The following is a 14649-nucleotide window of genomic DNA, read 5'->3' on the forward strand; positions in this document are numbered from 1 at the left end:
AACGGTCAGGGAGTCTTCTGCCCGTGCTCCTGCTCCTGCTCCTGCTCCGGCTCCGGCTCGTACTCCCGTTCGTCGCCCTGTCCGTACCCCCGCAGCTTCTCCTCCGCCGCACGCAGCTGGGTGTCGGACAGGAGCGTGGGCGTGTGGCCCGGCAGTGAGCTGGCCGTGAGCCAGAGGCGGGACATCCATTCCAGTTGCGCCGTCCGGTCGTACGCCTGGGGCAGGGAGTCTCCGTACGTGACCGTTCCGTGGTTCTGGAGGAGGCATCCGGTGCGGCCGCGCAGGGCCTGGAGCATGTTCTCAGCCAGTTCGTCGGTGCCGTAGAGCGCGTAGGGGGCGACGCGGGCCGAGCCGCCGAGGATGCCCGTCATGTAGTGGGCCGCCGGAAGCTCGGAGACCAGCATGGAGACGGCCGTGGCGTGTACCGCGTGGGTGTGGACGACGGCCGTCGCGTCGGTGGTGCCGTAGATCGCGAGGTGCATGGGCAGCTCGCTGGTCGGCGCGAGGTCGCCGAGGACCCTTTGCCCTTCGAGGTCGACGCCGAGCGCGTCCTCCGGCCGCAGCCGGTCGTAGGGCACCCCGCTCGGGGTGACCAGGACCGTGTCGCCGACCCGCACCGAGACATTGCCCGAGGTGCCGACGACCAGGCCGTCCGTCACCGTCCTGCGGGCCGTCTCCACGAGCTCGTCCCATGCCCGCCCGACGGCGTCCCGCTCCGCACCACGCCCGGCGCCCTGCCCCTGCTCCTGCTCCGTCATGGGCCGATCCTGCCAGCCGGGCGCGCGGCGCTGTAGGCGTGGCCGAGGATCGAGGGGCGAGGGGCGAGGGGCGAGGGACGAGAGGCGAGGGGCGGCTTCCGCTTCCGCTTCCCGCGGGCTCCGCCGGGTGACAAGTATCTCCTGGGCGGTCCGGCGGCCGGTCGGATCAGTGCGCGGAGAGGGGGGCCGAAGGGTGGCGGAAGGCGACACTCCGCCCGGATTTACGGCCGTGCGCCGCCAATCCGTACGATCCTGACCAGACACCTGATCGATACGGATCGACGAGACTCCGCTTCGGGTCACCGTGATGCCCGATCCAGTTCACTTTCCGTTCACCCAGGTTGCCTACGTTCCACATGCCACTGACGTCCAACAGAAGCCTGGGTAAATGGAACACATCACGCTTCTCCTCGGGATCGTGATCGTTACCGCTCTCGTGTTCGATTTCACGAACGGTTTCCACGACACTGCCAACGCGATGGCGACGACCATCTCGACCGGCGCTCTCAAGCCCAAGACGGCGGTGGCCATGTCCGCCGTGCTCAACCTCGTCGGCGCCTTCCTCTCCGTCGAAGTCGCCAAGACGATCTCCGGCGGCATCGTCAACGAGGACGGCCTCAAGACCGAGGTCATCTTCGCCGCGCTCGTCGGCGCGATCCTCTGGAATCTGCTGACCTGGCTGGTGGGCCTGCCCTCCAGCTCCTCCCACGCGCTCTTCGGCGGCCTCATCGGCGCCGCGGTCATGTCGATGGGCTGGTCCTCGATCAACGGCGGCACCGTCGTCACCAAGATCCTGATCCCGGCCCTCGCCGCGCCCCTCGTGGCGGGTCTCGCCGCGATGGTGGCCACGCGACTGACGTACCGCATCGGCCGCAACACCGACACCAGGGCGACGGCCAAGGGCTACCGCGCGGGCCAGATCGCGTCCGCGGGCCTCGTCTCGCTGGCCCACGGCACGAACGACGCGCAGAAGACCATGGGCATCATCACGCTCGCCCTGGTCACCGGCGGCGTCCTGAACCCCGGCTCGAACCCCCCGATGTGGGTCATCGTCTCGGCCGGTGTCGCCATCGCGCTCGGCACGTACCTCGGCGGCTGGCGCATCATCCGCACCATGGGCAAGGGCCTCACCGACCTCCAGCCGCAGCAGGGCTTCGCCGCCCAGACCAGCGCCGCGACGGTCATCCTTGCCTCCTCGCACCTGGGCTTCTCGCTCTCCACCACCCAGTCCTGCTCCGGCGCCGTGATGGGCGCGGGCCTCGGCCGCAAGGGCGGCGTGGTCCGCTGGTCGACCGCGAGCCGCATGTTCATCGCGTGGGGCCTGACCCTGCCGGCCGCCGGCCTGGTCGGTGCGGGCGCCGAGTTCCTCACCAAGCAGGGCCCCTGGGGCGTCGCGGTCACCGCCGCGCTGCTCATCGCGGGCTCGGCGGTCATCTGGGTGCTCTCGCGGCGCAACGCCGTCGACCACACCAACGTCACCGACGACGAGATCCGCCACGACGGCACCACCGCGGACGTCGAGCCCGCGGGCGTCGTGACCACCGCGATCGCCGCCGTCACGCCGCCCCCGACGGGCGCGATGGCCGCCGCGGACGCCTCCTCCGACGACCCGGTCAGGGCCACCATCTCGGCCCCGACCACGACCACGACCGGCGCCATGGCGGACCCCGCCAGGCCCGCGACGGTTTAAGGACACATCAGCATGAACATCGACTGGGCAGCTCTCGGTTCCGTCTTCGGAGTCAGCCTCGCCGTGACGGTGGCTCTCGTGGGCCTGTTCACCCTTGGCGTCGTCGGTCTCTCCAAGCAGGAGACGGCGTCCGCCTCGGGCGGCGGCTCCGCGGCCATGGCGCGCACCGGCGCGTACGCCTGCTTCGCGCTGTGCGCGGCGGCCGTGGCGTACGGCATCTATCTGATCGTCGCCTGACGGCAGAAGCTTCGGGTGGGGTGCGGGACGTGCGTGCGCGTCCCGCACCCCACCGTCATGTCCGGGGCCCCGCTGTGAGGCTCTGCTGTGGGGCTCCGCACACTCTCCCGCCGCAGGTCAACGGCGAGTTGACGGGCGTTCGCGGGGCGTGGTGGACTTCCGGGGCCAACTACGGCGGCAGAAGAGGAAGCCGGTGCGAATCCGGCGCGGTCCCGCCACTGTCACCGGGAAACCGTCCCCGACGCTCCCGTCAGCCAGGAACTCTCGCCGCCGATCACGTCGAACCAGGGCGCGGACACCCTGAGTGAGGACATATCGCCATGCGCGGCCGCCCACTGCCGGACCAGTTCCCGAGCGTCAGCTCCCTCCTCGGCACAGCGGTCGGCTGAGCCCATGAGTGCCGATCGCGACTTCGCGTACGGCGCCGCCGCCGGCCTCCTCGGTGACCTGCTGCTCGGCGATCCCCGCCGGGGCCATCCGGTCGCCGCGTTCGGGCGTGCGGCGGGTGCCGTCGAGCGGGTGCTGTGGCGGGACCACCGCGGGTGGGGCGCGCTGCACGCCGTGGTGTGCGCCGGGGGCGCGGCGGGTGCCGCCGCGCTCGCCTCCCGACTTGTACGCCGCTGCCCCACCGCGTCCATCGCGCTGACCGCCGCCGCCACCTGGGCCGTCGTCGGCGGGACCTCGCTCGGGCGGGAGGCGCGGGCCATCGGCGGCGCGCTCGAAGCCGGGGACATCGAGGTGGCCAGGGAGCGGCTGCCGCATCTGTGCGGACGGGACCCGCAGGCGCTGGACGCCGACGGGATCGCGCGGGCCGTCGTCGAGTCCGTCGCCGAGAACACCTCGGACGCGGTGGTCGGGGCGCTGGTGTGGGGCGCCGTCGGCGGAGTGCCCGGGCTTGTCGCCTTCCGCGCCGTGAACACCCTGGACGCCATGGTCGGGCACAAGTCGCCCACGTACCGGCGGTACGGGTGGGCTTCCGCACGGCTCGACGACGTCTTCGGGTGGCCCGGAGCGCGGCTCACGGCGGGCCTCGCGGCGCTGGCCGGGGATTCGCCCCGGGGCGCCCTGCGGGCCTGGCGCGCGGACGCCGCCAAGCACCCGAGCCCCAACGCCGGTCCCGTCGAGGCCGCCTTCGCGGGCGCCCTCGGCGTACGGCTCGGCGGGACCCTCTCGTACGCGGGGCGGGTCGAGCACCGGCCCGTCCTGAACGCGGACGGACGGGACGTCGACGTCGCGGACATCGAGCGGGCCGCGAAACTCTCCCGCCGGGTCGGCTGGCTTGCGCTGGGCGTCGCGGTGGGCGCGCGGGAAGTACTCCGTCGGTCACGGTCAAGGAGAACCCCGTGAAGAAGCTCATGAGTGGTGGACTACTGGTCGCCGGGACCACCTCGGACGCCGGGAAGAGCGTCGTCACCGCGGGGATCTGCCGGTGGCTGGCCCGCAAGGGCGTCGCCGTCGCGCCGTTCAAGGCGCAGAACATGTCCCTCAACTCCTTCGTCACCCGCGAGGGCGCCGAAATCGGCCGGGCGCAGGCCATGCAGGCGCAGGCCGCCCGCGTCGAGCCGAGCGCCCTGATGAATCCCGTACTGCTCAAGCCGGGCAGCGACCGGTCGAGTCAGGTCGTACTCATGGGCAAGCCGGTGGGCGAGATGAGCGCGCGCGGGTTCTTCGGGGGGCCTGGGGGGTCGTCCCCCGGGGAAAGGCTGCACGGGGGGCGCCAGGCGGCGCTGCTCGACACCGTCGTGGGGTGCCTCGAAGAACTCCGGGGCAGCTACGACGCCGTGATCTGTGAGGGCGCGGGCAGCCCCGCCGAGATCAATCTGCGGCGCACCGACATCGTGAACATGGGCATCGCGCGGGCCGCCCGCTTCCCCGTCCTTGTGGTCGGGGACATCGACCGGGGCGGGGTGTTCGCCTCCTTCTTCGGGACGACGGCGCTGCTGAGCGCGGCCGACCAGGAGCTGGTGGCCGGGTATCTCGTCAACAAGTTCCGCGGCGACGTCTCGCTCCTCGAACCGGGGCTCGACATGCTGCACGGCCTCACCGGGCGGCGCACGTACGGCGTGCTGCCGTTCCAGCACGGGCTCGGCATCGACGAGGAGGACGGCCTCCGGGTCTCCCTGCGGGGCGCGGTCCGCGAGTCCGTGGTCGCGCCGCCCGTCGGCGAGGACGTGCTGCGGGTCGCCGTGTGCGCGGTGCCGCTGATGTCCAACTTCACGGACGTGGACGCGCTGGCCGCCGAGCCGGGCGTCGTCGTGCGGTTCGTGGACCGGGCCGAGGAGCTCGTCGACGCGGACCTCGTGGTCGTACCGGGCACGCGCGGGACCGTAAGGGCGCTTGAGTGGCTGCGGGAGCGCGGTCTTGCCGCCGCCCTCGCGCGCCGCGCCGCCGAGGGGCGGCCGGTGCTCGGGATCTGCGGCGGCTTCCAGCTCCTCGGCGAGCACATCGAGGACGAGGTCGAGTCGCGGGCGGGCTCCGTGGACGGGCTCGGGCTGCTGCCGGTGCGGGTGCGGTTCGCCCGCGAGAAGACCCTGGCGCGGCCGGTGGGCGAGGCCCTCGGGGAACCGGTCGAGGGATACGAGATCCATCATGGCGTGGCCGAAGTCCTTGGCGGGGAGACCTTCCTGGACGGCTGCCGGGTCGGCGAGGTGTGGGGCACGCACTGGCACGGGTCGCTGGAGAGCGACGCGTTCCGGCGCCGTTTCCTCACCGAGGTGGCGCGCGCGGCCGGGCGCCGCTTCGTGCCGGCGCCGGACACCAGCTTCGGCGCGCTGCGCGAGGAACAACTCGATCTGCTCGGCGACCTGATCGAGGAACACGCGGACACGGACGGGCTGCTGAGCCTGATCGAGAACGGCGCGCCGGCCGGGTTGCCGTTCATCGCGCCCGGAGCGCCGTCATGAGGAGCCCCGTCATGGGCCCCGGCATGAACCCGGTCATGAGCCGTGTCCCGAGCGCCACCACGCACCACTTCTCCATGGAGGCTCTGTGAGTACCCCGTACCCGTTCACCGCTCTCGTCGGGCAGGACGACCTGCGGCTCGCGCTCTTGCTGAACGCCGTCTCCCCCGCCGTCGGCGGCGTACTCGTACGGGGTGAGAAGGGCACCGCCAAGTCCACCGCCGTACGCGCCCTTTCGGCGCTGCTGCCGCAGGTGCCGGTGGTCGCCGGGTGCCGCTTCTCGTGCGACCCGGCGGCGCCCGACCCGAACTGTCCCGACGGCCCGCACGAGGCGGGTGGCGGCACGGCGCGGCCCGCGCGCATGGTGGAGCTGCCGGTCGGCGCCTCGGAGGACCGGCTGGTCGGCGCCCTCGACATCGAACGGGCGCTCTCGGAGGGCGTGAAGGCCTTCGAGCCCGGACTGCTCGCCGACGCGCACCGCGGCATCCTCTATGTCGACGAGGTCAATCTCCTCCACGACCACCTGGTCGACCTGCTCCTCGACGCGGCCGCGATGGGCGCCTCGTACGTCGAGCGCGAAGGCGTCTCCGTCCGGCACTCCGCGCGTTTCCTTCTCGTCGGCACCATGAACCCCGAAGAGGGCGAGCTGCGGCCGCAGTTGCTCGACCGGTTCGGTCTCACCGTCGAGGTGGCCGCGTCCCGCGAGACGGACCAGCGTGTGGAGGTCGTGCGGCGGCGGCTCGCCTACGACGACGACCCCGAGGGGTTCGCGGGGCGCTGGGCCGAGGACGAGGACGCGCTGCGCGAGCGGGTCGTGGCGGCGCGGGCGCTGCTGCCCCAAGTCATCCTCGGTGACGGGCCGTTGCGGCAGATCGCGGCGACCTGCGCGGCGTTCGAGGTCGACGGGATGCGCGCGGACATCGTGATGGCGCGCACGGCGACGGCCCTGGCCGCCTGGGCGGGACGTACCGAGGTGCGGAGCGAGGACGTACGGCAGGCCGCGCTGCTCGCGCTGCCGCACCGGCGGCGCCGCAACCCCTTCGACGCGCCGGGACTCGACGAGGACAAGCTCGACGAGACGCTGGAGGAGGCACGCGAGGACGAGGCTGACGAGGCTGCCGGGGCTCCCGAGCCTCCTGAGGGCGACGATGATCCCGACGGTGGCGGCGGTCCTGACGGTGGCGGCGGTCCTGACGGTGGCGGCGGTCCTGACGGTGGCGGCGGTCCTGACGGTGGCGGCGGACAGCCCCCGGCGGACGGCCCCGACTCCCCCGGGCTGCCCTCCCAGCAGCAGGGACCGGACTCCGACGAGGCACCGGCCCCGCAGGAGCCCGCCCCGACCACAGGGGCGGGAGCGGGCGAGCAGCAGGCCGTACGCGCCGCCGAGCCCTTCCGCACGAAGATGCTGAGCGTGCCCGGCATCGGCGAGGGCGCGGCGGGGCGGCGCTCCCGCGCCCGTACCGAACACGGGCGTACGACGGGTTCGCGGCGCCCCCGAGGTGCGCTGACCAAGCTGCACCTGGCGGCGACCGTGCAGGCCGCGGCCCCGCACCAGCGGGCGCGCGGACGCTCCGGGACGGGTCTCGTCGTACGCCGTGACGATCTGCGGCAGGCGACGCGGGAGGGCCGCGAGGGCAATCTCGTGCTGTTCGTCGTGGACGCCTCCGGGTCGATGGCGGCGCGGCAGCGGATGAGCGCCGTCAAGGGCGCCGTGCTCTCCCTCCTCCTGGACGCCTACCAGCGGCGCGACAAGGTGGGGCTCGTGACGTTCCGCGGCTCGGCGGCCGAGGTGGCGCTGCCGCCGACGTCGTCGGTGGACGCGGCCGCCGCCCGGCTCGAATCGCTGCCGACCGGCGGGCGCACCCCGCTGGCCGCGGGCCTGCTGAGGGCGCACGACGTGCTGCGGATCGAGCGGCTGCGGGACGCGGCGCGGCGGCCGCTGGTCGTCGTGGTGACGGACGGGCGGGCCACGGGCGGCGTGGAGCCGGTGGCGCACGCGGGGCGCGCGGCGCGGCTGTTCGCGGCCGACGGCGTCGCGTCCGTCGTCGTCGACTGCGAGTCGGGCTACGTACGGCTCGGCCTGGCCGGGCAGTTGGCGGGCGAGCTGGGCGGGACGGCCGTGACGCTGGACGAGCTGCGGGCGGATTCGATCGCCGGGCTTGTCAAGGATGTGCAGGGACAAGGGACTTACTCCAGGAAGGCCGCGTAATGCCGCAGGGACAGCCGAGTGTCGTACCGGACGACGGGCTCACGACGCGGCAGCGCCGCAACCGCCCGCTCGTCTTCGTCCACACGGGCGTCGGCAAGGGCAAGTCGACCGCCGCGTTCGGGCTCGCGCTGCGGGCCTGGAATCAGGGGTGGCCGATCGGTGTCTTCCAGTTCGTGAAGTCGGCGAAGTGGAAGGTCGGCGAGGAGAACGCGCTGAAGGTGCTCGGCGCCTCCGGCGAGGGCGGATCGGTCGCCTGGCACAAGATGGGCGAGGGCTGGTCGTGGATCCAACGCGCGCCCGCCGAGGGCGAGTTGACCAACGAGGACAAGGCCCGCGAGGGCTGGGAGCAGGTCAAGCGGGACCTCGCCGAGGAAACGTACAAGCTGTACGTCCTGGATGAGTTCGCCTATCCGATGCACTGGGGCTGGATCGACACGGACGAGGTCGTGGAGGTGCTGCGGAACCGCCCCGGCACCCAGCATGTCGTCATCACCGGCCGCAACGCGCCGCAGAAGCTGATCGACTTCGCCGATCTGGTGACCGACATGTCCAAGGTCAAGCACCCCATGGACGCCGGGCAGAAGGGCCAGAGGGGCATCGAGTGGTAGCTCGCCTCGTCATCGCGGCGCCGTCGTCCGGCAGCGGCAAGACGACCGTCGCGACGGGCCTGATGGCCGCGTTCACGGCGGCCGGACTCGCCGTCTCCCCGCACAAGGTCGGGCCCGACTACATCGACCCCGGCTACCACGCGCTGGCGACCGGCCGCCCCGGCCGCAATCTCGACGCGTACCTGTGCGGGCCCGACCTGATCGCGCCGCTCTTCGCGCACGGGGCGGCCGGGTGCGACCTCGCCGTGGTCGAGGGCGTGATGGGGATGTACGACGGTGCCGCGGGCCAGGGCGAACTGGCGTCGACGGCGCATGTCGCCAAGCTGCTGCGGGCGCCGGTGGTGCTGGTCGTCGACGCGTCGTCGCAGTCGCGTTCGGTGGCGGCGCTGGTGCACGGCTTCGCGTCCTGGGACCCCGAGGTGCGCGTCGCGGGCGTCATCCTCAACAAGGTCGGCTCCGACCGGCACGAGGCGCTGCTGCGGGAGGCCCTGGACGAGTCCGGGGTGCCGGTGCTCGGCGCGCTGCGTCGCACCCCTCAGGTGGCTGCGCCCTCGCGGCACCTGGGGCTCGTGCCGGTTGCCGAGCGGCAGGGGGAGGCGGTGGAGTCCGTCGCCGCGTTGGCCTCGCGGGTGCGGGACGGTTGCGATCTGGACGCGCTTCTTGCCCTTGCCCGGAGTGCGGCGTCCCTGCCGGGGGAGGCTTGGGACCCCGCGGCGGGGCTTGCTCTGTCACCGGCTTCGCCGGGTTCGTCCTCAAACGCCGGACGGGCTGAATACCGCCCGCGCATCGCTGTCGCCGGTGGGGCCGCCTTCACCTTCTCCTACGCCGAGCACACCGAATTGCTACGAGCCGCCGGGGCCGAGGTCGTGCCGTTCGACCCTCTCCATGACGAGGAACTGCCCGACGGGACCGCCGGGGTGGTCGTGGGGGGCGGGTTTCCCGAGGTGTACGCGCCCGAGTTGTCCGCCAACGAGCCGCTGCGCAAGGCCGTGGCGGAGCTGGCGCGCTCCGGGGCGCCCGTGGCCGCCGAGTGCGCGGGGCTCCTGTACCTCTCCCGTGAGCTGGACGGGAAGCCGATGTGCGGGGTGCTGGACGCCGAGGCGCGGATGTCGCAGCGGCTGACGCTGGGCTACCGCGAGGCGGTCGCCGTGTCGGACAGTGTGCTCGCGGCGGCGGGGACGCGGATGCGGGGCCATGAGTTCCACCGCACGGTGGTGGAGCCCGGCGCCGGGACGGCCCCCGCGTGGGGCCTGCACGCCCCGGAGCGGCGCGTCGAAGGCTTCGTACAGGGGAACGTGCACGCCAGTTATCTGCACACGCACTGGGCATCGCGGCCGGAGGTCGCGCGCCGCTTCGTCGAGAGATGTACGCCGTGAACGCGCGCGGCGGCTCGGAGGCACGCGGCGGCTCATTCGGCGATGCCCACCACGGCCCAGATGAACGCCGCGCCCGCCACCGTGCACAGCAGCGTCGAGCGGGCCGGGTGGTCGTGGTGCGCCTCGGGCAGGATCTCGGCCGCCGCGAGGTAGAGCAGCGCGCCGCCGAAGAAGCCGAGATAGCCGCCGAGCAGCTGCTCCGGGATGGTGAGGAGCAGCGTCGAGGCGGCCCCGACCACGGGGGCCAGCGCGTCCGCGAACAGCATCGCGAGGGCCTTGCGGCGGGCGTTCCCGTACAGACTGGTGAGCGTGTACGTGTTGAAGCCGTCCGCGAAGTCATGGGCGATGACCGCGAGCGCCACGGCCACGCCCATGCCGCCGCCCACCTGGAAGGCGGCGCCGATCGCGACGCCGTCCATCACGCTGTGGCCCACCATCGCGGCGGCCGCCGTGAGCCCCACCTGAGGGACCCGGCCGTTCGCGTGCTCGTCGGCGCCGTGCGCGGCCTGCCGGACCGCGAGGAGGCGTTCCACCAGATGGGCGACGAGGAAGCCGGCCACGAACAGGAGGAGCGCCGCCGGTACGCCGAAGACCGGCGCGCTTGCGGCGTCCAGCGCCTCCGGCAGCAGGTCGAGGCCGACGACACCGAGCATCAGGCCGCCCGCGAGTCCCAGGACGAGGTGGCGCCGGTCGGTGACCCGCTGGGCCGTCCAGCCGCCCACCAGGGTCATGAGGAAGGCGCCGAGCGCCACGAACACCGCCATGCGCCCTTGCTAGCCGATTGACCCCCTGCCGCGCACATCCCTCGCCCCGTGTTTCCCCACCTCTTACAAATCCCCTGTGGAAAGGACCCTCTCCATGGCTGACGCCCAAGTACTCGTCGTGGGCGTCGGCGCCTGCGAGGGCGCTTCCCTGGAGGAGGTGCTCGGGCTCGTCCGGGACGCGGTCCGCGAGGCCGGTTTCTGCGAACGGGCGGTCGCCGAGCTGGCGACGGTCGATGTGAAGGCCGAGGAGCCTGCGATCGTCGGGGCGGCGGCGCGGCTCGGGGTGCCGCTCGTGGCGTACTCGGCGCGGGAGCTGGCGGACGTGCGGGTGCCGAACCCGTCCGTGGCGTCCCGTACCGCCGTGGGGACGCCGTCCGTGGCGGAGGCGGCGGCGCTGCGGGGCGGCGGTGAACTCGTCGTCCCCAAGCGGAAGTCGGCGCCGTCCGGGCGCCCGGCGATGGCGACGTGCGCGGTGGTGCGCCGCGACGACGCCTCCAGGGGGCCCGGTTTCGGCCACGACCTGCGTCACCACGGGGACGCGGAGGTGCGGGACGACGGCGCGGACCTCACCGACCTGGCGGTGAACGTACGGGCCGACACTCCCCCGGCGTGGCTGAAGGACGTCATCGCCGCCTCCCTGGACGGTTTGGCGGCCTATCCGGACGGCAGGGAAGCGCGGGAGGCGGTGGCGGCGCGGCACGGTCTGACCCCGGACCGGGTGCTGCTCACCTCGGGCGCCGCGGAGGCCTTCGTCCTTCTGGCGCGCGCCCTGAAGGTAGGTCGTCCCGTCGTCGTGCACCCGCAGTTCACGGAGCCCGAGGCGGCGTTGCGGGACGCGGGGCATGAGGTGGGGCGGGTGCTGCTGCGGGAGGAGGACGGGTTCCGCCTCGACGGTCCTGCGGTGGTGCCGGAGGAGGCCGACCTGGTGGTGATCGGCAACCCGACGAACCCGACGTCCGTCCTCCACCCGGCGGCGTCCATCGCCGGGCTGGCGCGGCCCGGGCGGATTCTGGTGGTGGACGAGGCGTTCATGGACGCGGTGCCGGGTGAGCGGGAGGCGCTGGCGGGCCGCACGGACGTCCCCGGGCTCGTGGTGCTGCGCAGCCTCACGAAGACGTGGGGCCTCGCGGGCCTCCGGATCGGCTACGTCCTCGCCCCGCCCGACGTGATCTCCGCGCTGGCGCAGGCGCAGCCGCTGTGGCCGGTGTCCACGCCGGCGCTGGTCGCCGCGCGGGCCTGTGTCGGCCCTCGGGCGCTGGCGGAGGCCGGTCACGCGGCGCACCGCGTGGCGGCGGACCGGGCGCATCTCCTCGCGGGGCTCGCGGAGTTGGCCCCCTTCGGGGTCCGCGCGGTGGGGCCCGCGGAGGGGCCCTTCGTGCTCGTGCGGGTTCCCGGGGCCTTGGTCGTACGTGATCGGCTGCGGGGGGCGGGGTTCGCCGTGCGGCGCGGCGACACGTTTCCTGGCCTGGGGCCCGACTGGGTTCGGCTCGCGGTCCGTGACCGTGCCACGTCGGACCGCTTCCTGACCACGCTCGCCGAGACGCTTCGCCCCTGACGGGGGTCTCACCGCGTCCCTACAGGGCTGAGACACCCACTCCCTCCCCTCCCCTCCCCCTTGCCCCACCGGTGTCTTGCTCGGCCCGAGCGATGTTGCTGTGGCCCTCCGCCTACGAGTTCTAACCGACCACCCTCCCGTTCAGCACCACCCTCCGCGGCGCCGCCAGCACCCGTACGTCCTCCCGTGGATCCGCCTCGTACACCACGAGGTCCGCCGGAGCCCCCTCCGTCAGGCCGGGGCGGCCGAGCCAGTCGCGCGCGCCCCACGTCGTCGCGGAGAGCGCCGCCACCGGCGGGATGCCCGCGAGGGTCAGCTCGGCGACCTCGGCGGCGACCAGGCCGTGGGCCAGGGAGCCGCCCGCGTCGGTGCCCGCGAAGACCGGGACGCCCGCGTCGTACGCCGCGCGGACCGTGTCGTAGCGGCGGTCGTGGAGCCCACGCATATGGGCCGACCAGCGGGGGAACTTCTTCTCGCCGCCCGCGGCCAGGTCCGGGAAGGTCGCGATGTTCACCAGCGTGGGCACGATCGCGACGCCACGCTCGGCGAAGAGCGGAATCGTGTCCTCCGTCAGGCCGGTGGCGTGCTCGATACAGTCGATGCCCGCCTCGACCAGGTCCCGCAGGGAGTCCTCGGCGAAGCAGTGGGCCGTCACGCGGGCGCCGAGCCGGTGCGCCTCGGCGATCGCCGCCTCGACCGCGTCGCGGGGCCAGCAGGCCGTCAGGTCGCCGGCCTCGCGGTCGATCCAGTCGCCGACGAGTTTGACCCAGCCGTCGCCGCGCCGCGCCTCCTGGGCGACGTACGCCACGAGGTCCTCGGGCTCGATCTCATGGGCGTAGTTGCGGATGTAGCGGTGCGTGCGCGCGATGTGCCGGCCCGCGCGGATGATCTTCGGCAGGTCCTCGCGGTCGTCGATCCAGCGGGTGTCGGAGGGGGAACCCGCGTCACGGAGGAGGAGGGCGCCGATCTCCCGGTCCGTCAGGGCCTGCTTCTCGGCGGTGGCGGCGTCCACGGGACCGTGCGCGTCGAGGCCGACGTGGCAGTGCGCGTCGACCAGGCCGGGCAGCGCCCAGCCCTCGACGGTGACGGTCTCCGTCGCCGGGGCGACCGGGCGGTCGTACGTCACTCTCCCCCCGACGACCCACAGTTCGTCCCGTACGTCATCGGGCCCGACGAGCACCCGCCCCTTCACGTGCAGCACCGCGTGATCGCTCATGGCAGCAGCTTAGGAGGCGCCCCGGACGGGCGGTACGGGGCGCCGGGTGCGGGGCCGCGCACGGGGCGCTGGGTACGCTCGGTACCGGCCCGAACGAACTCGTGAGCGAAGTGAGCAGTGACGTGAGCAGTACCGTGACGCATCCCTTTCTGGACCTGGCGCCGCTGAGCGCCCAGCACTTCGCCGCCATCGAGGCGCGGGTGGCCCGGCTGCTCGCCACCGAGCAGGACGTCGTGATCATGCAGGGCGAGGCCCTGCTGCCCCTGGAGGGATGCATCCGGGGCGCCGCGCGGCCCGGTACGACCGCCCTCAACGTGATCACCGGGCCGTACGGCCAGACCTTCGGGAACTGGCTGCGGGACTGCGGCGCGACCGTCGTCGACCTAGCCGTCCCCTTCCACACGGCCGTCACGGCCGACGAGGTGCGCCAAGCCTTCGCCGAGCACCCCGGCATCGACTTCGTCTCGCTGGTGCACGCCGAGGCCGCGACCGGCAACACCAACCCGGTCGCGGAGATCGGCGCGGTCGTACGCGAGCACGGCGCCCTGTTCATGCTGGACGCGGTCGCCTCGGTGGCCGCCGAGCCGCTGCTGCCCGACGCGTGGGGCGTGGACCTGTGCGTGATCGGCGCGCAGAAGGCGATGGGCGGCCCGGCGGGCGTCTCCGCGGTGTCGGTGAGCGAGCGGGCCTGGCAGCGGATCGCCGCCAACCCGCAGGCGCCGCGCCGCTCCTACCTCTCCCTCCTGGACTGGAAGGAGCGCTGGATCGACGCCGGCCGCAAGGCCCTGCTGCACGCGCCCGCCCAGCTGGAGATGCTGGCTCTGGAGGCGTGCGTGGAGCGCGTCGAGACGGAGGGCCTCGACGCCGTGACGGCACGGCACGCCACCGCTGCCGCCGCCACCCGCGCGGGCGCGCTCGCGCTCGGCGGGGGTCTGGAGCCCTACGTGTACGAGGCGCGGGACGCCGCCCCCGTCGCCACCACCCTGCGGGCGCCCTCGGGCACGGACGCCTCGGAGCTGGTCGCCAAGGCGCTCGCCGCGGACCCGGTGCTTCCGCTGGTCGCCGGGGGCGGGGCGCTGGCGAAGGAGATGATCCGCGTCAACCACTACGGCCCCGACGCGACACGCGGCGTCGTCCACGCCTGCCTGGCGGCCCTGGGCGCCGCGATGGGCGAGACGGGCCTCCCGGTGGACCTGGAGGCGGCGCGCCGCGCGGTGACGGAGGCTTGGCGGTAGACCCCACGGCCTCGCGCCGCGCGCCGCGCGGTGACGGAGGCTTGACGGTAGGCCCCACCACTCGCGCGCGCGGTGACGGAGGCTTGGCGGTAGGCCCCACC

General features: G+C 73.5%; 12 protein-coding genes and 1 riboswitch. Of the genes, 9 read left to right on the forward strand and 3 right to left on the reverse strand.

Going from position 1 to position 14649, the window contains the following annotated elements; translation table 11 throughout:
- Window positions 1-5: 5 nt before the first annotated feature.
- Window positions 6-758, reverse strand: coding sequence for a class II aldolase/adducin family protein (locus ACWDVB_RS28555; protein WP_451517484.1), 753 nt, complete (start codon window positions 756-758; stop codon window positions 6-8).
- Window positions 759-1146: 388 nt separating this feature from the next.
- Here ACWDVB_RS28555 and ACWDVB_RS28560 point away from each other — a divergent pair, with 388 nt between their 5' ends.
- From ACWDVB_RS28560 to ACWDVB_RS28590, 7 genes are all read left to right on the forward strand, one after another.
- Window positions 1147-2448: an anion permease gene (locus ACWDVB_RS28560; RefSeq protein WP_451517485.1), complete on the forward strand. Its 1302-nt coding sequence runs from the start codon at window positions 1147-1149 to the stop codon at window positions 2446-2448.
- A 12-nt stretch (window positions 2449-2460) separates the two neighbouring features.
- Complete coding sequence (locus ACWDVB_RS28565) at window positions 2461-2685, forward strand: hypothetical protein (protein ID WP_451517486.1); 225 nt, start codon at window positions 2461-2463, stop codon at window positions 2683-2685.
- 135 nt (window positions 2686-2820) lie between these two features.
- A riboswitch (cobalamin riboswitch) is annotated at window positions 2821-2971 on the forward strand.
- A 107-nt stretch (window positions 2972-3078) separates the two neighbouring features.
- Window positions 3079-4032 (forward strand): cobalamin biosynthesis protein, encoded by a 954-nt coding sequence (locus ACWDVB_RS28570; RefSeq protein ID WP_451517487.1) that lies wholly within the window; start codon window positions 3079-3081, stop codon window positions 4030-4032.
- A gap of 8 nt (window positions 4033-4040) precedes the next feature.
- Complete coding sequence (locus tag ACWDVB_RS28575; protein WP_451517529.1) at window positions 4041-5588, forward strand: cobyric acid synthase; 1548 nt, start codon at window positions 4041-4043, stop codon at window positions 5586-5588.
- Between the two features lie 85 nt (window positions 5589-5673).
- On the forward strand, window positions 5674-7794 hold the full coding sequence (locus ACWDVB_RS28580) for a putative cobaltochelatase (protein ID WP_451517488.1): 2121 nt from the start codon (window positions 5674-5676) through the stop codon (window positions 7792-7794).
- Window positions 7794-8402: a cob(I)yrinic acid a,c-diamide adenosyltransferase gene (gene cobO, locus ACWDVB_RS28585; protein WP_451517489.1), complete on the forward strand. Its 609-nt coding sequence runs from the start codon at window positions 7794-7796 to the stop codon at window positions 8400-8402. Before ACWDVB_RS28580 ends, cobO begins: the two co-directional genes overlap by 1 nt.
- Window positions 8396-9778, forward strand: coding sequence for a cobyrinate a,c-diamide synthase (locus ACWDVB_RS28590; RefSeq protein WP_451517490.1), 1383 nt, complete (start codon window positions 8396-8398; stop codon window positions 9776-9778). The genes cobO and ACWDVB_RS28590 overlap by 7 nt, the downstream gene beginning before the upstream one ends.
- A 32-nt stretch (window positions 9779-9810) precedes the next feature.
- Here the strand turns inward: ACWDVB_RS28590 and ACWDVB_RS28595 are convergent, their stop codons facing one another.
- Window positions 9811-10542, reverse strand: a complete 732-nt coding sequence (locus tag ACWDVB_RS28595) for a ZIP family metal transporter (protein ID WP_451517491.1) — start codon at window positions 10540-10542, stop codon at window positions 9811-9813.
- A gap of 94 nt (window positions 10543-10636) precedes the next feature.
- Between ACWDVB_RS28595 and cobC the strand changes: the two genes are divergently transcribed.
- Window positions 10637-12097, forward strand: coding sequence for an Rv2231c family pyridoxal phosphate-dependent protein CobC (gene cobC / locus ACWDVB_RS28600; protein WP_451517492.1), 1461 nt, complete (start codon window positions 10637-10639; stop codon window positions 12095-12097).
- 121 nt (window positions 12098-12218) lie between these two features.
- Here the strand turns inward: cobC and ACWDVB_RS28605 are convergent, their stop codons facing one another.
- The gene (locus tag ACWDVB_RS28605) at window positions 12219-13313 is read right to left on the reverse strand and encodes an amidohydrolase family protein (protein ID WP_451517493.1); all 1095 of its coding nucleotides are present in this window, start codon (window positions 13311-13313) and stop codon (window positions 12219-12221) included.
- A 134-nt stretch (window positions 13314-13447) separates the two neighbouring features.
- Here ACWDVB_RS28605 and ACWDVB_RS28610 point away from each other — a divergent pair, with 134 nt between their 5' ends.
- Window positions 13448-14548 carry a pyridoxal-phosphate-dependent aminotransferase family protein gene (locus ACWDVB_RS28610; protein WP_451517530.1) on the forward strand — a complete coding sequence of 367 codons (1101 nt, stop codon included), beginning with the start codon at window positions 13448-13450 and terminating at the stop codon, window positions 14546-14548.
- The last annotated feature ends 101 nt before the right edge of the window (window positions 14549-14649 follow it).

The sequence above is a fragment of the Streptomyces sp. NPDC003379 genome (assembly GCF_053589195.1).

Coding starts and splice junctions, on each gene's coding strand:
- ACWDVB_RS28605 (WP_451517493.1), bottom strand. CDS start 13,313: ATGAGCGATCACGCGGTGCTGCACGTGAAGGGGCGGGTGCTCGTCGGG.
- ACWDVB_RS28570 (WP_451517487.1), top strand. CDS start 3,079: ATGAGTGCCGATCGCGACTTCGCGTACGGCGCCGCCGCCGGCCTCCTC.
- ACWDVB_RS28560 (WP_451517485.1), top strand. CDS start 1,147: ATGGAACACATCACGCTTCTCCTCGGGATCGTGATCGTTACCGCTCTC.
- ACWDVB_RS28565 (WP_451517486.1), top strand. CDS start 2,461: ATGAACATCGACTGGGCAGCTCTCGGTTCCGTCTTCGGAGTCAGCCTC.
- cobC (WP_451517492.1), top strand. CDS start 10,637: ATGGCTGACGCCCAAGTACTCGTCGTGGGCGTCGGCGCCTGCGAGGGC.
- ACWDVB_RS28575 (WP_451517529.1), top strand. CDS start 4,041: ATGAGTGGTGGACTACTGGTCGCCGGGACCACCTCGGACGCCGGGAAG.
- ACWDVB_RS28595 (WP_451517491.1), bottom strand. CDS start 10,542: ATGGCGGTGTTCGTGGCGCTCGGCGCCTTCCTCATGACCCTGGTGGGC.
- ACWDVB_RS28555 (WP_451517484.1), bottom strand. CDS start 758: ATGACGGAGCAGGAGCAGGGGCAGGGCGCCGGGCGTGGTGCGGAGCGG.
- cobO (WP_451517489.1), top strand. CDS start 7,794: ATGCCGCAGGGACAGCCGAGTGTCGTACCGGACGACGGGCTCACGACG.